At 42.0% G+C, this 19,696-nt stretch carries 23 protein-coding genes and 1 pseudogene; 17 read left to right on the top strand and 7 right to left on the bottom strand.

Annotated features, from left to right (window positions below):
• The first annotated feature begins 146 nt into the window (after nucleotides 1-146).
• Complete coding sequence (gene kinA, locus BSI_RS10455) at nucleotides 147-1,967, top strand: sporulation histidine kinase KinA (protein WP_003238947.1); 1,821 nt, start codon at nucleotides 147-149, stop codon at nucleotides 1,965-1,967.
• A gap of 9 nt (nucleotides 1,968-1,976) precedes the next feature.
• On the opposite strand, the gene BSI_RS10460 is transcribed toward kinA, so the two are convergent.
• Both BSI_RS10460 and BSI_RS10465 read right to left on the bottom strand, forming a co-directional pair.
• A complete protein-coding gene (locus BSI_RS10460; protein ID WP_003238945.1) occupies nucleotides 1,977-3,158 on the bottom strand; it encodes an aminotransferase A in 1,182 nt (393 codons plus the stop codon).
• A 201-nt stretch (nucleotides 3,159-3,359) separates the two neighbouring features.
• Nucleotides 3,360-3,521 (bottom strand): protein YkzT, encoded by a 162-nt coding sequence (locus tag BSI_RS10465; RefSeq protein WP_003238943.1) that lies wholly within the window; start codon nucleotides 3,519-3,521, stop codon nucleotides 3,360-3,362.
• 206 nt (nucleotides 3,522-3,727) lie between these two features.
• Between BSI_RS10465 and cheV the strand changes: the two genes are divergently transcribed.
• On the top strand, nucleotides 3,728-4,639 hold the full coding sequence (gene cheV / locus BSI_RS10470) for a chemotaxis protein CheV (RefSeq protein WP_032732103.1): 912 nt from the start codon (nucleotides 3,728-3,730) through the stop codon (nucleotides 4,637-4,639).
• Nucleotides 4,640-4,681: 42 nt separating this feature from the next.
• On the opposite strand, the gene BSI_RS10475 is transcribed toward cheV, so the two are convergent.
• From BSI_RS10475 to BSI_RS10490, 4 genes are all read right to left on the bottom strand, one after another.
• Nucleotides 4,682-5,146 carry a YkyB family protein gene (locus BSI_RS10475; RefSeq protein ID WP_003238939.1) on the bottom strand — a complete coding sequence of 155 codons (465 nt, stop codon included), beginning with the start codon at nucleotides 5,144-5,146 and terminating at the stop codon, nucleotides 4,682-4,684.
• Between the two features lie 125 nt (nucleotides 5,147-5,271).
• Complete coding sequence (locus BSI_RS10480; RefSeq protein ID WP_003238936.1) at nucleotides 5,272-6,564, bottom strand: MFS transporter; 1,293 nt, start codon at nucleotides 6,562-6,564, stop codon at nucleotides 5,272-5,274.
• A gap of 75 nt (nucleotides 6,565-6,639) precedes the next feature.
• Entirely contained in the window at nucleotides 6,640-7,134 is a 495-nt protein-coding gene (locus BSI_RS10485; protein WP_080030847.1) for a L,D-transpeptidase family protein, read from the bottom strand.
• A gap of 56 nt (nucleotides 7,135-7,190) precedes the next feature.
• The gene (locus tag BSI_RS10490; protein ID WP_003238932.1) at nucleotides 7,191-8,051 is read right to left on the bottom strand and encodes a metallophosphoesterase; all 861 of its coding nucleotides are present in this window, start codon (nucleotides 8,049-8,051) and stop codon (nucleotides 7,191-7,193) included.
• Nucleotides 8,052-8,193: 142 nt separating this feature from the next.
• Here BSI_RS10490 and fadH point away from each other — a divergent pair, with 142 nt between their 5' ends.
• The 14 genes and pseudogenes from fadH (at nucleotide 8,194) to BSI_RS10555 (ending at nucleotide 18,024) form a co-directional block, all read left to right on the top strand.
• On the top strand, nucleotides 8,194-8,958 hold the full coding sequence (fadH, locus tag BSI_RS10495; protein WP_003238930.1) for a 2,4-dienoyl-CoA reductase: 765 nt from the start codon (nucleotides 8,194-8,196) through the stop codon (nucleotides 8,956-8,958).
• A gap of 63 nt (nucleotides 8,959-9,021) precedes the next feature.
• The gene (locus BSI_RS10500; protein WP_003238927.1) at nucleotides 9,022-10,245 is read left to right on the top strand and encodes an EAL domain-containing protein; all 1,224 of its coding nucleotides are present in this window, start codon (nucleotides 9,022-9,024) and stop codon (nucleotides 10,243-10,245) included.
• Between the two features lie 258 nt (nucleotides 10,246-10,503).
• A pseudogene (locus tag BSI_RS23210) lies at nucleotides 10,504-10,689 on the top strand (manganese catalase family protein); the annotation flags it as partial.
• Nucleotides 10,690-10,957: 268 nt separating this feature from the next.
• Nucleotides 10,958-11,197, top strand: a complete 240-nt coding sequence (locus BSI_RS10505) for a YkuJ family protein (protein ID WP_003218671.1) — start codon at nucleotides 10,958-10,960, stop codon at nucleotides 11,195-11,197.
• Between the two features lie 111 nt (nucleotides 11,198-11,308).
• Complete coding sequence (locus BSI_RS10510) at nucleotides 11,309-11,827, top strand: ribonuclease H-like YkuK family protein (protein WP_003218672.1); 519 nt, start codon at nucleotides 11,309-11,311, stop codon at nucleotides 11,825-11,827.
• 139 nt (nucleotides 11,828-11,966) lie between these two features.
• Nucleotides 11,967-12,158 (top strand): AbrB antirepressor AbbA, encoded by a 192-nt coding sequence (gene abbA / locus BSI_RS10515; protein WP_003218673.1) that lies wholly within the window; start codon nucleotides 11,967-11,969, stop codon nucleotides 12,156-12,158.
• 138 nt (nucleotides 12,159-12,296) lie between these two features.
• The gene (gene cbpB / locus BSI_RS10520; protein ID WP_003238922.1) at nucleotides 12,297-12,740 is read left to right on the top strand and encodes a cyclic-di-AMP-binding protein CbpB; all 444 of its coding nucleotides are present in this window, start codon (nucleotides 12,297-12,299) and stop codon (nucleotides 12,738-12,740) included.
• 146 nt (nucleotides 12,741-12,886) lie between these two features.
• Nucleotides 12,887-13,768, top strand: coding sequence for a transcriptional regulator CcpC (gene ccpC, locus BSI_RS10525; protein ID WP_003238920.1), 882 nt, complete (start codon nucleotides 12,887-12,889; stop codon nucleotides 13,766-13,768).
• A gap of 110 nt (nucleotides 13,769-13,878) precedes the next feature.
• Nucleotides 13,879-14,355, top strand: coding sequence for a flavodoxin (locus BSI_RS10530; RefSeq protein ID WP_003238918.1), 477 nt, complete (start codon nucleotides 13,879-13,881; stop codon nucleotides 14,353-14,355).
• On the top strand, nucleotides 14,345-15,238 hold the full coding sequence (locus BSI_RS10535; RefSeq protein WP_003238916.1) for a WD40/YVTN/BNR-like repeat-containing protein: 894 nt from the start codon (nucleotides 14,345-14,347) through the stop codon (nucleotides 15,236-15,238). Before BSI_RS10530 ends, BSI_RS10535 begins: the two co-directional genes overlap by 11 nt.
• 15 nt (nucleotides 15,239-15,253) lie before the next feature.
• Nucleotides 15,254-15,709 carry a flavodoxin gene (locus tag BSI_RS10540; RefSeq protein ID WP_003238914.1) on the top strand — a complete coding sequence of 152 codons (456 nt, stop codon included), beginning with the start codon at nucleotides 15,254-15,256 and terminating at the stop codon, nucleotides 15,707-15,709.
• A gap of 104 nt (nucleotides 15,710-15,813) precedes the next feature.
• A complete protein-coding gene (gene dapD, locus BSI_RS10545; protein WP_003238912.1) occupies nucleotides 15,814-16,524 on the top strand; it encodes a 2,3,4,5-tetrahydropyridine-2,6-dicarboxylate N-acetyltransferase in 711 nt (236 codons plus the stop codon).
• Between the two features lie 69 nt (nucleotides 16,525-16,593).
• Complete coding sequence (locus tag BSI_RS10550; RefSeq protein ID WP_003238911.1) at nucleotides 16,594-17,718, top strand: N-acetyldiaminopimelate deacetylase; 1,125 nt, start codon at nucleotides 16,594-16,596, stop codon at nucleotides 17,716-17,718.
• Nucleotides 17,719-17,778: 60 nt separating this feature from the next.
• Nucleotides 17,779-18,024, top strand: a complete 246-nt coding sequence (locus BSI_RS10555) for a YkuS family protein (RefSeq protein WP_003238909.1) — start codon at nucleotides 17,779-17,781, stop codon at nucleotides 18,022-18,024.
• Between the two features lie 37 nt (nucleotides 18,025-18,061).
• Here the strand turns inward: BSI_RS10555 and mscT are convergent, their stop codons facing one another.
• Nucleotides 18,062-18,865: a small-conductance mechanosensitive channel protein MscT gene (gene mscT, locus BSI_RS10560; RefSeq protein ID WP_003238907.1), complete on the bottom strand. Its 804-nt coding sequence runs from the start codon at nucleotides 18,863-18,865 to the stop codon at nucleotides 18,062-18,064.
• A 244-nt stretch (nucleotides 18,866-19,109) separates the two neighbouring features.
• Between mscT and ahpA the strand changes: the two genes are divergently transcribed.
• Complete coding sequence (gene ahpA, locus BSI_RS10565) at nucleotides 19,110-19,652, top strand: biofilm-specific peroxidase AhpA (RefSeq protein ID WP_003238905.1); 543 nt, start codon at nucleotides 19,110-19,112, stop codon at nucleotides 19,650-19,652.
• Nucleotides 19,653-19,696 lie beyond the last annotated feature (44 nt).

The raw sequence follows: 19,696 nt of genomic DNA, 5'->3' as shown, positions 1-19,696 counted from the left end.
TGAAAGATTGTGTGCCCTTTCTTTTATTCAAAAATTGACGATCAACATAAGAATAGAAGGAGAATACTCATTTTCTAGCGAATCATACTAGGTAAAAGTCAATCTGTATATATCGAAACACGATGATCATGCAAAGGAGGGATTCTGTGGAACAGGATACGCAGCATGTTAAACCATTTCAAACAAAAACCGATATTCATGCAGTCTTGGCCTCTAATGGACGCATCATTTATATATCTGCCAACTCTAAACTGCATTTGGGCTATCTCCAAGGAGAGATGATTGGATCATTCCTCAAAACGTTTCTGCATGAGGAAGACCAATTTTTAGTTGAAAGCTATTTTTATAATGAACATCATCTGATGCCGTGCACCTTTCGTTTTATTAAAAAAGATCACACGATTGTGTGGGTGGAGGCTGCGGTAGAAATCGTTACGACAAGAGCTGAGCGGACAGAACGCGAAATCATTTTGAAAATGAAGGTTCTTGAAGAAGAAACAGGCCATCAATCCCTAAACTGCGAAAAACATGAAATCGAGCCTGCAAGCCCGGAATCGACTACATATATAACGGATGATTATGAACGGTTAGTTGAAAATCTCCCGAGTCCGCTATGCATCAGTGTCAAAGGTAAGATCGTCTATGTAAACAGCGCGATGCTTTCAATGCTGGGAGCGAAAAGCAAGGATGCTATTATTGGAAAATGGTCCTATGAATTTATTGAAGAAGAATATCATGATATCGTCAGAAACAGGATTATACGAATGCAAAAAGGAATGGAAGTCGGAATGATCGAACAGACGTGGAAAAGGCTTGATGGCACACCTGTTCATTTAGAAGTGAAAGCGTCCCCGACCGTCTACAAAAACCAGCAGGCTGAACTGCTGCTGCTGATCGACATCTCTTCAAGGAAAAAATTCCAAACCATCCTGCAAAAAAGCCGTGAACGATATCAGCTGCTGATTCAAAATTCAATCGATACCATTGCGGTGATTCATAATGGCAAATGGGTATTTATGAATGAGTCGGGAATTTCACTGTTTGAAGCGGCTACCTATGAGGATTTAATTGGCAAAAACATATACGATCAGCTGCATCCTTGCGATCACGAGGATGTAAAAGAGAGAATCCGAAACATCGCCGAGCAAAAAACAGAGTCAGAAATTGTCAAGCAATCCTGGTTCACCTTCCAGAACAGGGTCATCTATACGGAGATGGTCTGCATTCCGACGACCTTTTTTGGTGAAGCGGCTGTCCAAGTCATTCTTCGGGACATTTCAGAGAGAAAACAAACAGAAGAATTGATGCTAAAATCGGAAAAACTATCAATCGCAGGTCAGCTTGCGGCGGGAATCGCCCATGAAATCCGCAACCCGCTGACAGCGATCAAAGGATTTTTGCAGCTGATGAAACCGACAATGGAAGGGAATGACCACTACTTTGATATTGTATTTTCTGAACTCAGCCGCATCGAATTAATACTCAGTGAACTGCTAATGCTGGCAAAACCCCAGCAAAATGCCGTTAAAGAATATTTGAACTTGAAAAAATTAATTGGTGAGGTATCGGCCCTGTTAGAAACGCAGGCAAATTTGAATGGCATTTTTATCAGAACCAGTTATGAAAAAGACAGCATTTATATAAACGGAGATCAAAACCAATTAAAGCAGGTATTCATTAATTTAATTAAAAATGCAGTTGAATCAATGCCTGACGGGGGAACAGTAGACATTATCATAACGGAGGATGAGCATTCTGTTCATGTCACTGTCAAAGATGAAGGGGAAGGCATACCTGAAAAGGTGCTGAACCGGATTGGAGAACCATTTTTAACGACAAAAGAAAAAGGCACGGGGCTTGGACTGATGGTGACATTTAATATTATTGAAAATCATCAGGGAGTCATCCATGTAGACAGCCATCCCGAAAAAGGCACAGCGTTTAAAATTTCATTTCCCAAAAAATAAAACAACGGCTTAAACGCCGTTGTTTATCGTCTGCATTGATTCCCGTTTTTTTAATACAAATAATTCTAAACGGTCCAGGCCTTCTCTTAGCGTGTCCAGCGAGTATGCGAAAGACAGCCTCACATATCCTTCACCATACTTTGAGAACGAGCTGCCTGGCACGAGTGCCACACCAGCATCTTCCAAAAGAGCCATACTAAAATCAAATGAAGACATTCCAAATGATTTAATAGAAGGGAAAATATAAAACGCGCCAGACGGTTTTACAACGTCAAGTCCCATGGAAACAAGACGGTCATACACATAGTCCAGACGTTTTTTGTATTGCTCCCTCATAATCAGGGCGTCATCAAAGCCGTTTGTCACAGCTTCAAGCGCGGCTTTTTGGGAAATCGAAGACGCACATGACACATTGTATTGATGAACCTTTAAAATGTGCTTTGCAATGTCTTTCGGTGCAAATAAAAATCCAATTCTCCATCCGGTCATGCTGTGTGATTTTGACAAGCCGTTAATGACAATCGTTTGATCCCGCAAATGGGTTGCGATAGAGTAATGCGGTCTGTCATATGTTAATTCACTGTATATTTCATCAGACAATACGAATACATTTCTGCCTTTTAAAAGGGCGGCGATGCTTTTCAGCTCTTCTTCAGATAAAGTCACGCCGGTAGGATTTGACGGATAAGGAAGCACCACACACTTGGTGTTAGGAGTCAGAGCATCTTCAATCAGCCGGGCAGTAAGCTTAAAGCCGTGTGACGTAGTATCAACAATGACAGGCTTGGCGCCGCACAAATTGATAATAGGTTCATAGCCTGGATAAATCGGGCCTGGCATAATCACTTCATCACCGGGAGATAAAATTGTCCGGAATGCAGCATCAATGGCTTGGCTTGCGCCTGTTGTGATGATGATTTCAGATTCAGCATCATAGTTGAAATCCGCCTTTTTCTTCATATAAAGCTGCACAGCTTGTCTCAGCTCGAGGTAGCCGGCGTTCGGCGTATATGACGTCACGTTTTCATCAATGGCTTTTTTTGCGGCAGCTTTCACGTGATGCGGCGTGAAAAAATCAGGCTGGCCGATTGTAAGTGAAATGACATCTTCGTGTTGAGCTACAAGATTTGAGAATTTGCGTATTCCTGAAATTTCAATCTCTCTTGCTTTCGGATTCAGCAAATGTTCCATAATTCATCACCTTAACAAATATAATGAGTTTATCCTATTTTACCACTAGCTGATCATTTGTCACCTGTTTAGCCGATATATTTCGATTGTATGCGCCTATTTTCTAAACATACCTTTCTTTTCAGAAAAAAAGAAGACAACCAGCGATTTGATTGTCTTTATTGTATCATGTTCTATTATTGTTTATATGTGCCAATTTCATTAATAACCATAATCAAAATGAAGGTCTTCGTGCCAAATCATATACGGGGGATGCTCTTCTTGAAGGTCAGCTGATTCTTTCTTCATATGCAGATAAGTCTCTTCACTGATATCTTCTAAAACAGTCATTTCATTTTCTTTAAATATTACTAAGGTACCCATTATTTACACCCTTCTTTGGAAAAATCCTTGACTATTTTATCACTGTTAGTTGGAAAGTCAATGGTTATTAGGAAAAAAGTTTCTTTTTTTGAGAATCGCGGCGTAACGCTCCCAGAATCCGATTTTGAAGTGCCATGCCATTCACTTTTTACAATTTACGCCGATATATACAGTACAATACTGAATGCGAATAGCGAGGGATTGAATTGTCGTTACAACAATACGAAATTTTATTGGATTCTGGTACAAATGAATTAGAAATTGTGAAGTTTGGCGTGGGCGATAATGCTTTCGGAATTAACGTTATGAAGGTAAGGGAAATTATTCAGCCAGTCGAGGTGACATCAGTGCCTCACTCCCATCAGCATGTAGAAGGAATGATTAAGCTCAGAGGAGAAATTCTTCCTGTGATCAGCCTCTTCTCATTTTTTGGAGTTGAGCCTGACGGATCAAAAGACGAGAAATATATCGTGACTGAATTTAATAAACGGAAAATTGTTTTTCATGTCGGATCTGTTTCTCAAATTCACCGAGTGTCTTGGGAATCAATTGAAAAGCCGACATCGTTAAATCAAGGAATGGAGCGGCACCTTACCGGAATTATTAAGCTCGAAGACCTGATGATCTTTTTGCCTGACTATGAAAAAATTATTTATGACATCGAATCAGACTCAGGTGTGGAAACGTACAATATGCATACCGAGGGCTTCGATGAAAGAAGAACTGATAAAAAGCTTATCATTGTAGAGGACTCACCGCTCTTGATGCGCCTCTTGCAGGATGAATTAAAAGAAGCAGGGTACAACAATATCTCTTCGTTTGAAAACGGAAAAGAGGCATATGACTACATTATGAACCTTGCTGAAAACGAAACTGATTTATCAAAACAGATTGATATGATCATCACTGATATTGAAATGCCAAAAATGGACGGGCACAGGCTCACAAAGCTCCTGAAGGAAAATCCGAAAAGCTCAGACGTGCCAGTTATGATTTTCTCATCATTAATTACGGATGATTTGCGTCACCGTGGAGAAGTCGTTGGCGCAGATGAGCAAATCAGCAAGCCTGAGATCAGTGATTTGATTAAAAAAGTGGATACGTATGTGATTGAATAAATAAAAACAGCCGGTGCCTGAAGGGGCACGGCTGTTTTTATTTTAAAAGTAACTCTCGCCAAGTTTTTTAAAGACAGGTTTATGATAAGCTGGCTGCTGGCGATTTGGCACAAGCGGCTTTTCTTTCATGCCGACATATTCTTGCAATAGGTGTTTCGCTTTTGTTAAAGACATATGAGCTTTAGGATTTCGGTACGATTGATTAAGTGTACCTAAATGCGGAAGATGTTCGAAGTCTTCTTTAGTTGGAGGCATGTGAAAATAGTAGTCTCCGATTGAGATAAGCACGTCCGATTGCTGTTGGCTGAACCTTGGATTTTTTGAAAAATGAAGCCCTATTTTCTTTCCTTTACCTTCTTTGACAAGCTTTTGCAAAGCCCGTTTTTTCAGCAGATATAGGTATTTAGGGTTGGGGGCGGTTTTTGCATGGCGGTTCACAGTGTAAACTGCTTTTGAAAGATTTTCTACGGTTGGCTGCAGATCTTTCGTATATGCATGGTCGTCCATTATTTCTCTCCTTTGCTCTTATCAAATTCTATATGATTAGATTATACTTTTTTAAAGTTGAAATGCAAATATTGAATGTAAAAATGCGCTTTTTTCTGAGGAAAAAAGCGCATTTTTAACGTATATTATACAGATCTTACTTTCTTCTTCGGCTGCTCTTGAAATGCTTCCTGAACATTCACTTCCGCAGCCTGTGCACTGTATTTTGGCAGTGCAACAAAATAAAAAATAAAAACAAGCAGGATGATAATGCCCATGCCGTAATAAAGATAATCAATGTTTGAAACGAACTTAGGGAATAACAGCGCAACTAAGCCGAGTGTCAAAGACTGTGCAAACATCATAAAAGGGTCCTGCAAGCCGCTTACACGTCCCATCAGCTTTGGATGAACAATCTTTGGCATCCATCCTCCGATTGCAATGTTGATCGGTCCGATGCACATTCCCAGGGCAAAAGCTGCCGCGTAATACACCCATAAAACATTCGTGTAGCCGAGGATGAAAATCAGCAAGCCTGCAATGAAAATCGGTATCGACATTAAAAAGTGCGGCTTCACTTTTTTAGAGATGATCGTGCCTATTACACTTCCAGCCAGCAGCCCAAACCCGAGTGCGATCGTAAATACAGATGTATGCCACTCATAACGGTCAGGCGCCAATCCGTATTTCATTGTAAACATCGGCAATACGGCGAATCCTCCGTTGACAAATCCAAATATGAAGAAACCGAAAATAAGAGATGCCAGCAGTTTGTTTTTTAAAATATAGAGAATGCCTTCCCTAAAATCATTTATTGAATCTTTAACAGAAGCTTTTCTCCAGCTGAATGCACCGTTTGGCTGTCGGGCTTCTTTCGGAATCCGGCAGCTGCGGATCAGCAGCCCGGAAATGATAAAGCTGACAAAATCAAGAATAATGGCGCCTTCAATTCCAATTGTGTTGTACATAACAGCGCCTATTCCGACTCCGAACACCATAAAAATACTAAAAAGCATCTGGTTAAGCCCTGCTGCTTTCGCATAATGCTCCTTCGGCAAGATAGCTTGTACCAAACTGTTTTCTGCCGGAAAGAAAAACTTCGTTACAGCGCTTCTGACAAATAAAATACAGAAAACAAGAGGAATATTGCCGGTAAATAAAGTGAAAAAAAGAACGACAGTCAGGCCGGCTCTGATCCAATCACAGTTTTCCGCGACCTTTTTTCTGTCAAAACGGTCCGCGACGACTCCCACGATCAGAAATACAAATACGGTAGGAAGAGAATACATCAGCTCCGCCAAGGTCGTATATGAAGGCTGGCTGCTGAAGCGGTCCAGCAAGAAAAAAGCAAATGCCATGTTGCCTACTGTCGTGCCCATTTGAGAAGCGAGTGCTGCGAAAAATAGACGAACAAAATTACGATTTTTAAATATATCCATAAAAACGCTCCTTACCCTAAAGGTCCCACTTTATCATATTATAAACCGCCTGTTTTTGAAACAAATAAGAAAACATTACCGGTTAATGGTGACTCTTGTTCCGTTTGGCACAATTGAAGCGAGTTCGATCACGTCTTTGTTATGCATGCGAATGCAGCCTTTAGAAACAGCCTTGCCAATCGAAGCGGGATTATTCGTCCCGTGTATTCCGTAGTGCTGCTTTGAAAGGCTTAGCCAATAAGCGCCAAATGGGCCACCGGGATTGGGCTGGCGGTTAATAATGTAAAACTCGCCAGTGGGCGTTTGCGTCAGTATTTTACCTACGGCGATGGGATAGGTTTTCATTACCCGATTATTTTGGAACAGCGTAAGGGTCTTCGCTCCGATTGAGACTGCGATATGATACGGAATCGTATTGGGGTCTGGCAGACCGGGTATGACAATGCGTTGTCCCGCAGTGATCCCTGCCTGCAGTGACGGATTAGCCTGAATTAATGCAGCGGTGCTGATTCTGAAATCAGCTGCGATGCTGTTCAGTGTATCACCTTGCTTCACCTGGTACGTAAGCAGTTTCCTCACCCTCTCTTTTTACTTATAAGTATTGATGAGGAGCCCATCCTGCTACATTAATTTGTGCTTTTTAAGGTAAAGACAGTGATTTCAGGTTTGGCCAGAAACCGCAAAGGCAATCTGGTCATCCCGAGGCCGCGATTTACGTAAATATGAGTGCTGCCTGTTTGATACATTCCCTCTGTGTAGACATTTCCATAGGGAGGCGTAATAATCGGTCCGTAAAAAGGCAGCTGAATCTGGCCGCCGTGTGTATGGCCGGAAAGCTGAAGATTCACCGGATAGCTTGTTGTGTTCAAGGCTGCATCAGGTTCATGGACGAGCAGAATGGAAAAAAGTCTGTCGCTTAGCCTTGATAGGATGCCTTCATAATCTGGGTTTCCGAGCATTAAGTCATCAAGAAATGCAATCTCGATTTCGCTGCCATCTGTGAGCGACAATGTTTGATAGCCATTGCGGTATACTGTAAAACCGCCGGCTGTCATCAGGCTTTTGTATACGGCAGTTCCATAGCCTCCGTGATCATGATTGCCGTAAATACAAAGCTTGCCGAAGGGCGCATTCAGTTTTTTCAATAATGGAATCACTGCCTGGTGTTGCAGATACGTATCAGGATTATCGATGATATCACCGGTAAAAACAATGAGATCAGGTTTACATTCATTAATTGTCAGAATGACAGTTTTTAAGTCTTCAAGAGTAAAATAATCACTCAAGTGCGTATCACTGAACTGCACGATTTTAAAACCGTCAAATCCATGCGGGATGAGAGAGCTTTTTATTGTGTGTTCGGTTGTCTCAATCATATGCGGCTCCAGGTATCTGGCATAGCCGTATCCTCCGCCGGCCGTTAAAGCCCCGGCGGCAAGAGCGCCGAACATTCCTTTTAGAAATTGCCTTCTGGACATCTTTTTCATTTCAAACCAACCTTTAATAGAGTTTTTCTATTATATCATCTGTATCTTAAAAAAATCTCATGTCAGCATGTACTGACAGAAGCAGGCATATAATGATAGAATAATATTGAATGAATACTCATTCATAACAGGAGGGAGAATCATGGAAAAAAAGGCGGTTATCATTACCGGCGGGTCAAGCGGCATGGGAAAAGCAATGGCAAAAAAACAGGCTGAATTAGGCTGGTACGTCATGGTGACAGGGCGGAACCAGGAAGCACTTGAGGAAACGAAAAGAGAAATTGAGACCTTTGAGGGGCAGGTCGCATGTTTTCAAATGGATGTCCGTTCTGATTCGGCCGCTTCAGAAATGATTACAGAAGCGATAAAAGCCTTTGGCCGGCTTGACGCGCTGATTAACAATGCGGCCGGAAACTTTATTTGTCCGGCAGAAAAGCTGACGCCCAATGGATGGAAAGCCGTCATTGAGATTGTTTTAAACGGCACATTCTTTTGCAGCCAAGCCGCGGCAAAGCATTGGATCGAGCAGCAGCAGAAGGGCGTCATTTTAAATATGGCCGCCACATACGCTTGGGGAGCGGGAGCGGGGGTCGTTCATTCCGCTGCGGCTAAAGCAGGGGTATTGTCACTGACAAGAACGCTGGCCGTTGAGTGGGGAAGCCAATACGGAATCCGAACAAACGCCATCGCACCCGGCCCAATTGAACGAACAGGAGGTGCGGAAAAGCTTTTTGAATCGGAAAAAGCGATGGCCCGCACAATGAACAGTGTACCGCTGGGCCGGCTGGGCACGCCGGAGGAAATCGCTTCTTTGGCCGCGTTTTTGCTTTCTGACGAAGCATCCTATATAAACGGGGATTGTATCACAATGGATGGGGGGCAATGGCTGAATCCTTATCCGTTTTAAAGCATATTAATCTATGGATTCAATGTGGTATAATCAGACAAAGATAGAGAAGCAGGTGATAACATGTTGGATCCACTTGATATTTTAACGAACATTGATGATGTCCTTCCATATTACCAGGCGATTTTCAGTGCCGAGGAACAGAAGATCGTCGGATATGAGGTGCTCGGACGAATTTTGGCAGATTCAGAAATCCAAAGTCTCGGGCCTTTCTTTTTAGATGCAGGGATACCCGAAGAATATAAACTAGAGGTTGATAACAGAATTATCCGCCAGGCTCTGGACCGTTTTTTAGAAGCGGATTCTGATCTGCTGATTTTTATGAATCAGGATGCCAATCTCCTAATGCTTGATCATGGTGAAAGCTTTCTGGAGCTTCTGAAAGAATATGAAGCAAAGGGAATCGAACTCCATCGGTTTGTGCTTGAAATTACAGAGCACAATTTTGAAGGGGATATTGAGCAGCTCTACCATATGCTTGCCTACTATCGTACATACGGAATTAAAATCGCAGTTGATAACATCGGAAAAGAAAGCAGCAACTTGGACAGAATCGCACTGCTCTCACCAGATCTGTTGAAAATCGATTTGCAGGCGCTGAAAGTATCACAGCCATCACCGTCATATGAGCATGTGCTGTACAGCATATCTTTATTAGCGAGAAAAATCGGTGCGGCGTTGCTGTATGAAGACATTGAGGCGAACTTCCAGCTTCAATACGCTTGGAGAAACGGGGGCCGCTATTTTCAGGGCTATTACTTGGTGTCTCCGTCTGAAACGTTTCTAGAGAGAGATGTATTGAAACAAAGACTTAAAACTGAATTTCACCAATTTATCACACATGAGAAAAAGAAGCTTGAAACCGTCTATGAGCACTCTGAACAGTTTTACAAACGAGTGCATCAGGCTGTGACGTCTTTGCGAAAAAACAATCTATCTTCTGATGATGACTTTATTAAAAAGCTGGCGGAAGAGCTGACAGATTGCAGCTTTAGAATTTACATGTGTGATGAAGAAGGCGATCAGCTGACGGGAAATGTGTTTAAACAAGATGGAGAATGGGTTTACCAGCCGGAATATGCGGAAAAGAACTGGAGCTGGCGACCTTATTTTCTGGAGAACATTATGAGAATGAGAAATCTCAGAAAAGGATTTTTCAGTGATTTGTACAGTGATTTGGAAACAGGTGAAATGATTAGAACGTTTTCGTATCCGATGGATGATCAGATGTATTTATTTATAGACTTGCCTTATTCTTATTTATATGAACAGGATGGACTGATTTAAGCGGCTGAATGGCCGTTTTTTTTATGAATTGAAAAAAATATCAAAAAACGATTGACATTGATACTGAGAATCATTATCATTTAATTATAGAGAGAAGCTACTCTCTGTTCCCCAACCCCTCTATCAGATCAAGATCCGAAAAAGCTTGGCGCTACCCCCGCCAAGTTTTTTTATTTGCCAAAGCATAAGACAATCTAACGAAACAATAAACCTTACTAGTGGAAAACGTTCTGGGAGGAACAAAAATGTTCTTTCAGCGTGCGAACACCCCGACTCAATGCAGCAGCGGCCGTGCAAGAGCTATTAGGCGGCAAATTCGGCAAGATGTCCACTCTGATCATTACATATTCTAATCGTTTAATTTACGAAGCAAGAACAACATGAAAGCCGCTTTGCGATCTCGTATCCAGTATGACTGCTGAGAAGTTTGGCCACGTGGAACTTCACCAGGAATTTCAAAAAAAATTTGCTGAAATTGCAAAAAAGCTTCTTGACTCTGAGGGCATATGAAAAAAATCATAATTGTGTGCATGACATTCCAAAAAAAGCCTCAAACTAATTAAAAATAGTTTTTTCACATTTTTTCTTTTCTTAAATTCAGCAGTGAAAATGCCATCCTGTACGACTTTATGGTATGATGCTCAATAGAACTTGTATTATAATAAATACTTGTTGATTTGAAGTTGCTTTTTGAAAGGAGTCTTTTTTTAGAATGTCACAATTAATGGGTATCATCACACGGCTGCAAAGTCTGCAAGAAACAGCGGAAGCGGCTAACGAGCCAATGCAGCGTTATTTCGAAGTAAATGGTGAGAAAATATGCAGTGTTAAATATTTCGAAAAAAATCAAACGTTTGAGCTGACGGTTTTCCAAAAAGGTGAAAAACCTAACACATATCCGTTTGATAATATCGACATGGTTTCCATCGAAATCTTTGAACTTCTTCAGTAAGATTCCTGATATAGGGTGAACAAGCTTCCGCTTTTGCAAAAAAGTAATCGCAATAAACGATAAGGAACATACTTGTTTCATGGTTGTAAATCCTTGAAAAGGAGTGTCGTCATGGCTGATTCTTTTCTGTTTTATAATCTTTCAGAAGCACAGATGACCTTTCAAGATGTGATGGAACGGCTTAAAGCCTTTGTTCGAAAGGACCCCCGTTCTTCCTATGTGTTATCGATCGGAACCGATTCACAGGTCTACCGCGATTACACAAAGTTTATTACCGCATTGCATTTGCATCGTACAGGCAAGGGAGCTTGGGGCTGCTTGAAAAATCATACAGTCGACAGACCCATACATAGCCTTCGGGAGAAGATTTCGTTAGAAACGGCGTACAGCCAAGAAACGGCCGCTCATATTCTTGATGGGCACTTAATGGATATTACCGATCTGCTCCTGCCCTTTACCGGTGAGGGGGCGGATCTTACCTTTGAGGTTCATTTGGATATTGGGAAAAAAGGGCTTACAAAAGAACTGATCCAAGAAATGACAGGACGTATTACTTCCATGGGGATTGAGGCGAAAATAAAGCCGGATTCATACACTGCCTTCAGCTATGCAAATCGTTTCACAAAATAATTCCGGCTGAAAAGCCAAGGGAAATGTCGAATTATGCGGTTGACGTTTGTTTTCTGATTACTTATTCTAGCGGTAGAGCTGAAAGTAAGTTGTCTTGCTTTCAGAGGTATTCAGTATAAAACAGGGGGCCTGATTACGAATGAGTCTTATCGGTGAACGATTTACAGAAGAAGAACAAAAACTTCTGCTGAATATCCTGATCAACCATGAATATGCCATCGAGCTTTTAAGCAGTGAGATCAACGATATAGAGACAGGAACCAAAAACGTTGACGGAACCACCTACAAAAAACTTGTAACGCTATACGACCGATTTCGATTTGAAAATTAATGGAGCACCCTATAATTGATACTCGCACAAAGAGTATCTTTTTTATTGAAAGGAAACTTTTCGACAAATACTGATAAAGTTTATATTATTGTAATATAGGGAATGTATTGTTGATGAAAATGAAAAGGGGTCGAAAACATGATAAGCTTACAATCAGACCAGCTTCTTGAGGCAACAGTCGGACAATTTATGATTGAGGCGGACAAAGTAGCGCACGTTCAAGTCGGCAATAACCTTGAGCACGCATTATTAGTGCTGACAAAAACCGGATACACAGCCATTCCAGTTCTTGATGCTTCCTATCGTTTACATGGTTTAATCGGTACAAATATGATCATGAACAGCATTTTCGGACTTGAGCGAATTGAATTTGAAAAGCTTGACCAGATTACTGTCGAGGAAGTCATGGTCACCGATATTCCGCGTCTTCATATAAATGATCCAATTATGAAGGGGTTCGGCATGGTCATTAATAACGGATTTGTCTGTGTTGAAAATGATGAACAGGTGTTTGAAGGAATTTTTACGAGAAGAGTGGTTTTGAAGGAATTGAATAAGCACATACGCTCATTAAACAAGTAGGCTTTACGGCCTATTTTTATTATATTGGCAGAGCAACAAAGAAAGCGCATACATAATTTAAACCAGAATAGGGCTTGAATCAGAAACAAAGATTTTATTAGAATGGGAGATAAGAAAAACTTATTGATCATAAAAAGGAGGACGACATGCAGCTTCAAGAGCTTCATATGCTCGTAGTTTTAGCTGAGGAGTTAAATATGAGAAAGGCGGCGGAACGGCTTTTTGTATCTCAGCCGGCTTTATCTCAGCGCTTACAAACAATTGAAAAGGCGTGGGGCACAAAAATCTTTTTAAGATCCCAAAAAGGATTAACGGTAACGCCGGCCGGTGAGAAAATCATTCAGTTTGCGAATGATGTGACGTTAGAGCAGGAAAGAATAAGAGAAAATATTGATGAGCTTGAAGGTGAAATTCACGGCACATTGAAGCTTGCCGTCGCCTCCATAATCGGCCAGCATTGGCTCCCTAAAGTCCTGAAGACGTATGTGGAAAAGTATCCGAATGCAAAGGTCTCGCTCATTACCGGCTGGAGCAGCGAAATGCTGAAAAGCTTATATGAGGATCAGGTTCATATCGGCATTATAAGAGGCAACCCTGAGTGGAAGGGCCGTAAAGATTACTTAATGACAGATCACCTTTATTTAGTGGACACTGAAATTTCCTGCATCGAAGACATTGCCCATACAGAACGGCCGTTTATCCAATTTAAAAGCGACAGCACTTATTTTCAGGAAATTCAGCACTGGTGGCATCAAAAATTTAAAACGTCTCCAAAACAGACAATATTGGTTGATCAGATTGAAACGTGCAAACAGATGGCGTTGCACGGAATTGGTTATGCCATTTTGCCGTCTGTTACCCTGCAAAACGAAGATAAAGTCAACAAAATGCCTCTGTTAGACACGAAGGAGCAACCAATCGGACGGGATACATGGCTATTAGGCTATGAACCTGCCTTTGAGCTGAAGCAAGTTCAAGCTTTTGTACAAGTGATAAAGGATATGCTGGATCAGGAAAATCCATTTTAAAGACAGCGATATGCTGTCTTTTTTTATTTATATATTGACAATGAAAATCATTATCATTTAAAGTGATACATATGATATTGAAAATCATTATCAATTGATGAGGTGATAACATGGCTAAAGCCTTGATTACATATGCCAGCATGTCAGGAAATACAGAAGACATTGCTGCAATTATAAAAGAAACGCTTCAGGAATATGAGTTGGATATCGATTGTGTCGAGATAGATGATGCGGATGTGTCTGTTCTGACATCCTATGATTATGTGCTGATTGGCACATATACATGGGGCGACGGCGACCTGCCTTACGAAGCGGAGGATTTTTTTGATGAGGTCAAACAGCTTCAGCTTAATGGCTTAAAAACAGCCTGCTTCGGATCTGGTGATTATTCTTATCCAAAGTTTTGTGAAGCGGTCAATTTGTTCAGTGCCATGCTGCAAGAGGCGGGAGCAGCTGTTTATCAGGAAACATTAAAAATCGAACTGGCGCCTGAGACAGATGAAGATGTGGAAAGCTGCCGAGCGTTTGCGAGAGGTTTTCTTGCATGGGCAGATTATATGAACAAGGAAAAAAGCCATGTTTCATAAAGGAGCGACTGCTGTCACGGCGTCGGCATTTTCTGGTTATTTTGTGGCGGTACAAAGAGAAGGCATTTTTCATTATTCCTTGGAGCAGGGCTGGAGAAAGCTTTTTCGTTTGAAAAGCAAAATTCATTGCATCAGTTACATAGGGCCGTACTTATTTGGCGTAGGTGAAAAGGGAACGGTCATTCGCTCGTCTGACGAAGGGAAAACCTGGACGATGTCTAGCTTTCCGACAAATGCAACAGTGTGGGCGATTACCGGGCGAAACGACGGGTTTGTCTGCGCCCACGGCAAGCATTGCATTTATGTATCGGATGATTTTGGGGTTTCGTGGCGTGTAGCCAAGCCTTTTGCGGATTTTGATAACCCGCCTGTTATCCGTTCGTTATGCGTGCACGGCGGCAGTCTTTTCATCGGCACACAAATACACGAATATTTTGGAGGCATTTGGGCTTACGACTTTAAACGTGACACTGTCCAAATCGTTAAGAAAGAAGAAAGCCGGATGACGGCATCCATGCTCTTGTTCAATGAAAATTGGCTGGTGGCGGCGTTGGGTTCTGTGAAAGGAAAGCACGGTGCTGTCACTGTTAGGAATATTTTGACTGACGAAGAATTCACCATACAATCCAGCATGATCAGAAAAGAAGAATCATTTCTTGATATTTCAGAGGATGATGGAATCATATATGTTACCACCACGCAAGATGAAAATGGTTATTCGAGAATTTACCAGGCTGATCTCGAAGCCAGGGCGTTAAAATGGTTCGATACCATTAAAGGGCATGGGTGGAGAGTGGCCAATCAGAAAGAGAATTTCTTTTGTGCAGGCTTGTATGAATGTAAATTTGTCCAACCGTACGAAGTTTCAGCAATGATTCATTAGAGGAGGAAAATAGAATTGGGGAAGATATTGCTCGTTTATGCAACAATGTCAGGCAACACTGAAGCAATGGCTGATTTGATTGAAAAGGGGCTTCAGGAGGCGGAAGCGGAAGCAGACCGTTTCGAAGCGATGGATATTGATGATGCACAGCTGTTTAACGACTATGATCATATCATTATGGGAACCTATACGTGGGGTGACGGAGATCTGCCTGATGAATTTTTAGACCTTGCTGAAGACATGGATGAGATTGATTTCTCCGGCAAAACATGCGCTGTATTCGGTTCCGGTGATACAGCATATGAATTTTTCTGCGGAGCGGTTGATACGCTTGAAGCAAAAATAAAAGAACGCGGAGGCGAAATTGTTCTGCCTTCGGTAAAAATCGAAAATAATCCAGAAGGTGAAGAAGAGGAAGAATTAATGGAGTTCGGGAGACAATTCGCAAAGAAAAGCGGATGCGCTGTCTGATCACCCAATGGGAACTGCTAAAGCGGCTGTTCCTTTTTTTCTTGTCTTTGTATCTTTCCTTTGATACAGTAATGAGGTAGAAAATCAGGAGGAGGACTTTACATATGAAAATGATGGACGCAAATGAAATTATTTCATTTATTCAAAATAGTACAAAATCTACACCTGTAAAGGTTTACGTGAAAGGTGAGCTGGAAGGAATCAATTTCGGCGAATCTGCGAAAGCTTTTATCAACGGAAACACTGGTGTCGTTTTCGGTGAATGGAGCGAAATCCAAACAGCAATTGAAGAAAATCAAAGCAAAATCGAAGACTATGTGGTTGAAAATGACCGCCGCAATTCTGCGATTCCAACGCTTGATCTTAAAAATATCAAAGCGCGTATCGAGCCGGGCGCGATCATCCGCGACCAAGTTGAAATCGGTGATAACGCAGTCATCATGATGGGTGCTTCTATCAATATCGGCTCAGTCATCGGTGAAGGTACAATGATTGATATGAACGTTGTACTGGGCGGACGAGCTACTGTCGGTAAAAACTGCCATATCGGCGCGGGTTCTGTACTTGCGGGCGTTATTGAGCCGCCATCCGCTAAACCGGTTGTCATTGAAGACGACGTTGTGATCGGCGCAAATGCCGTTGTGCTTGAAGGCGTAACAGTAGGTAAAGGAGCCGTTGTTGCTGCGGGAGCGATCGTAGTAAACGATGTTGAGCCATACACTGTTGTTGCAGGAACACCTGCTAAAAAAATCAAGGACATTGATGAGAAAACAAAAGGCAAAACTGAAATCAAGCAGGAATTACGCCAGCTGTAAGGAATGATTTGATAAAAAGGGCGTGGATAATATATCCACGCCTTATTCGTATAGGCAGGAGGAATGAAAATGAAGAAAGAGGAGCTCATCGCAATCCGCAGAGATCTGCACCGTATACCGGAGCTTGGATTTCAGGAGTTCAAAACCCAACAGTATTTATTAAATGTCTTGGAACAGTACCCGCAAGACAGAGTTGAAATTGAGAAATGGCGAACAGGGCTTTTTGTAAAGGTGAACGGGACGGCGCCGGAAAAAATGCTGGCGTACAGAGCGGATATCGACGCACTTTCCATTGAAGAGCAGACCGGTCTTCCATTCGCATCAGAGCATCACGGCAACATGCACGCCTGCGGACACGATTTGCATATGACGATTGCACTCGGCATTATTGACCATTTTGTTCACCACCCGGTCAAACATGATTTGCTTTTTCTGTTCCAGCCCGCAGAGGAAGGGCCTGGCGGTGCAGAACCAATGCTCGAGAGCGATGTATTAAAAAAGTGGCAGCCTGATTTCATCACTGCGCTGCATATTGCTCCAGAGCTGCCTGTAGGCACCATCTCGACAAAAAGCGGCCTCCTTTTTGCGAATACATCAGAGCTTGTCATCGATCTGGAAGGCAAAGGGGGACATGCAGCCTATCCGCATTTGGCTGAGGACATGGTTGTAGCAGCAAGCACACTTGTCACCCAGCTGCAAACGATCATCTCTAGAAACACAGATCCGCTGGACAGTGCCGTCATTACAGTTGGTACCATTACCGGCGGTTCAGCGCAAAATATCATCGCGCAAACAGCTCACCTGGAAGGCACGATCCGTACGCTTTCTGAAGAATCGATGAAGCAGGTAAAGGAACGGATTGAAGATTTGGTAAAAGGAATTGAAATTGGGTTCCGCTGCAAAGGAAAAGTGACATATCCGTCTGTGTATCACCAAGTTTACAATACGAGCGGACTGACAGAAGAATTTATGTCTTTCGTTGCTGAACATCAACTGGCAACAGTAATTGAAGCAAAAGAAGCAATGACTGGAGAGGATTTTGGCTACATGCTGAAAAAATATCCCGGCTTCATGTTTTGGCTCGGCGCTGATTCTGAACACGGGCTTCATCACGCAAAGCTGAATCCTGATGAAAATGCGATAGAAACAGCGGTTAACGTCATGACAGGTTATTTTTCTGTTTATGCCAATTAAGTACAAATGAAAGAATAAAATTCCATAAAATGAGCACTCTAGTAAACGGAGGTGTTCAATATGGCTAAAAAAATAGGAATTGAACAATCGTTATCAGATGTAGAAGCTGCATTAAAAGAAAAAGGATATGACGTTGTAATGATGAAAAGCCCTGCCGATGCAAAAGGCTGTGACTGCTGTGTCGTAACAGGTCTTGATAATAATGTGCAAGGGATAGCCGATACGGTAACACAAGCACCTGTCATTACAGCTTCCGGGATGACTGCTGAAGAAATTTGCAGCGAAGTTGAAAGCAGAATTCAGTAAAATAAAAACCGAAGCAAAGAGCTTCGGTTCTTTTTATTTATTCTGTTTCTTTAGGAAAAGCGCGGTCAAGCGCGTTTTTTATTTCTTTTCTCAGCACTCGCTCGACCCGCCACTGTTCCATATTTTCTGTTTTGGCGATGATTCTGATCACAATTTCAGAGGTTCCCAGTTCTTGGATTCCGATGACATTGGGGCCTTCCTTTATTTGCGGGAGAGCGGCTGCCGTTTCATCACATACTTGCTGTAAAATGTGGATCATTTCATCAATGTTTCTTTCAGTCGGCACTTTAATATCAACCAGAGCCTGCATTGTTCCCCGAGAATGATTGCTCACGTTTGTAATGTTTCTGTTTGGGATGTAATGCAGTGTTCCGTCAAAGCTGCGGACTTGAGTTGTTCTTAAGCCAACCTGCTCGACAATTCCGTTAAAGGTGGAAACGGTAATATAATCTCCGACATCCAATTGTTTTTCAAGCAGAATAAAAAAACCTGTCACGATGTCGCTGACAAGCCCTTGGGCGCCAAATCCGACAGCCAGTCCGACAATTCCTGCTCCCGCTAAAAGGGCGCTTGGATCGTAATGAAACAGATCCAGAACCATGACGAAGAATATAAAAATCAGTATGTAAGCAAATATGTTAAGAGTCAGGCTTCGGAGCGTATGTGCACGTCCGATAGACAAGCTGTTCTGCTCCTCGAATTTTGCAAACAGATGTTTAATGATTTTCATGCCTAATGATCGAACGATAAAATAGAGCAATATCATAATGACGAGTTTAATGAGCAGAACACCTGCATTTGTAATCAGTCCCGCCCAATCGTATTGTTTAATAAAATCCATGTTGGTGCTCCTTTTCTGAATTGATTGCTGCACGTTGAGATTTGTTACCCTATACATGAACATGTTAAACGTTTTATTTGAAAATGTCGAAGCCAAAGACATGCAAGATTTGTTAAAAATTGACTCAGGAAATCTCCTCCTATATAATGGGCATTGTGATGTTATTAACGTAATATGGATAAAAATCCTTTATTTTCATGTGAATCCGGCTGTTTAAGCCAAACTATAAATTGGAGGGATACATATGGCGGAACGTATGGTAGGTAAACAAGCTCCTCGTTTTGAAATGGAAGCAGTCCTTGCAAGTAAAGAATTTGGCAAAGTCAGTCTTGAGGAAAACATGAAAAAAGACAAATGGACAGTGCTGTTCTTCTATCCAATGGATTTCACTTTTGTTTGTCCGACAGAAATTACAGCAATGTCTGACCGCTATGACGAATTCGAAGATCTTGATGCAGAAGTAATCGGGGTTTCTACTGATACAATCCATACTCATTTGGCGTGGATTAATACAGACCGAAAAGAAAACGGCCTTGGCCAGCTGAAATATCCGCTTGCTGCTGATACAAACCACGAGGTATCCCGTGAATATGGCGTATTAATCGAAGAAGAAGGTGTGGCCTTGCGGGGATTGTTTATTATCAATCCTGAAGGCGAGCTCCAATATCAAACGGTTTTCCATAATAACATTGGCCGTGATGTTGATGAAACGCTTCGTGTTCTTCAAGCGCTGCAAACTGGCGGACTCTGCCCGGCCAACTGGAAACCAGGCCAAAAAACACTTTAATTCTTTCTAAGAACGAAAAAGGGTCTAACATATTCGTTAGGCCT

Origin of the sequence: Bacillus inaquosorum KCTC 13429, from assembly GCF_000332645.1 — a bacterium.
Taxonomy (GTDB): domain Bacteria; phylum Bacillota; class Bacilli; order Bacillales; family Bacillaceae; genus Bacillus; species Bacillus inaquosorum.
The sequence above is the reverse complement of the archived record's forward strand: the minus strand, read 5'-3'. Positions and strand labels throughout refer to the sequence as shown.

Excerpts from the sequence above, each read along its gene's own strand:
- BSI_RS10460 (WP_003238945.1), bottom strand. The coding sequence starts at position 3,158 with ATGGAACATTTGCTGAATCCGAAAGCAAGAGAGATTGAAATTTCAGGA.
- BSI_RS10465 (WP_003238943.1), bottom strand. The coding sequence starts at position 3,521 with ATGGGTACCTTAGTAATATTTAAAGAAAATGAAATGACTGTTTTAGAA.
- BSI_RS10475 (WP_003238939.1), bottom strand. The coding sequence starts at position 5,146 with ATGGACGACCATGCATATACGAAAGATCTGCAGCCAACCGTAGAAAAT.
- BSI_RS10480 (WP_003238936.1), bottom strand. The coding sequence starts at position 6,564 with ATGGATATATTTAAAAATCGTAATTTTGTTCGTCTATTTTTCGCAGCA.
- BSI_RS10490 (WP_003238932.1), bottom strand. The coding sequence starts at position 8,051 with ATGAAAAAGATGTCCAGAAGGCAATTTCTAAAAGGAATGTTCGGCGCT.
- fadH (WP_003238930.1), top strand. The coding sequence starts at position 8,194 with ATGGAAAAAAAGGCGGTTATCATTACCGGCGGGTCAAGCGGCATGGGA.
- BSI_RS10500 (WP_003238927.1), top strand. The coding sequence starts at position 9,022 with ATGTTGGATCCACTTGATATTTTAACGAACATTGATGATGTCCTTCCA.
- BSI_RS10505 (WP_003218671.1), top strand. The coding sequence starts at position 10,958 with ATGTCACAATTAATGGGTATCATCACACGGCTGCAAAGTCTGCAAGAA.
- BSI_RS10510 (WP_003218672.1), top strand. The coding sequence starts at position 11,309 with ATGGCTGATTCTTTTCTGTTTTATAATCTTTCAGAAGCACAGATGACC.
- abbA (WP_003218673.1), top strand. The coding sequence starts at position 11,967 with ATGAGTCTTATCGGTGAACGATTTACAGAAGAAGAACAAAAACTTCTG.
- cbpB (WP_003238922.1), top strand. The coding sequence starts at position 12,297 with ATGATAAGCTTACAATCAGACCAGCTTCTTGAGGCAACAGTCGGACAA.
- ccpC (WP_003238920.1), top strand. The coding sequence starts at position 12,887 with ATGCAGCTTCAAGAGCTTCATATGCTCGTAGTTTTAGCTGAGGAGTTA.
- BSI_RS10530 (WP_003238918.1), top strand. The coding sequence starts at position 13,879 with ATGGCTAAAGCCTTGATTACATATGCCAGCATGTCAGGAAATACAGAA.
- BSI_RS10535 (WP_003238916.1), top strand. The coding sequence starts at position 14,345 with ATGTTTCATAAAGGAGCGACTGCTGTCACGGCGTCGGCATTTTCTGGT.
- dapD (WP_003238912.1), top strand. The coding sequence starts at position 15,814 with ATGAAAATGATGGACGCAAATGAAATTATTTCATTTATTCAAAATAGT.
- BSI_RS10550 (WP_003238911.1), top strand. The coding sequence starts at position 16,594 with ATGAAGAAAGAGGAGCTCATCGCAATCCGCAGAGATCTGCACCGTATA.
- BSI_RS10555 (WP_003238909.1), top strand. The coding sequence starts at position 17,779 with ATGGCTAAAAAAATAGGAATTGAACAATCGTTATCAGATGTAGAAGCT.
- mscT (WP_003238907.1), bottom strand. The coding sequence starts at position 18,865 with ATGGATTTTATTAAACAATACGATTGGGCGGGACTGATTACAAATGCA.
- ahpA (WP_003238905.1), top strand. The coding sequence starts at position 19,110 with ATGGCGGAACGTATGGTAGGTAAACAAGCTCCTCGTTTTGAAATGGAA.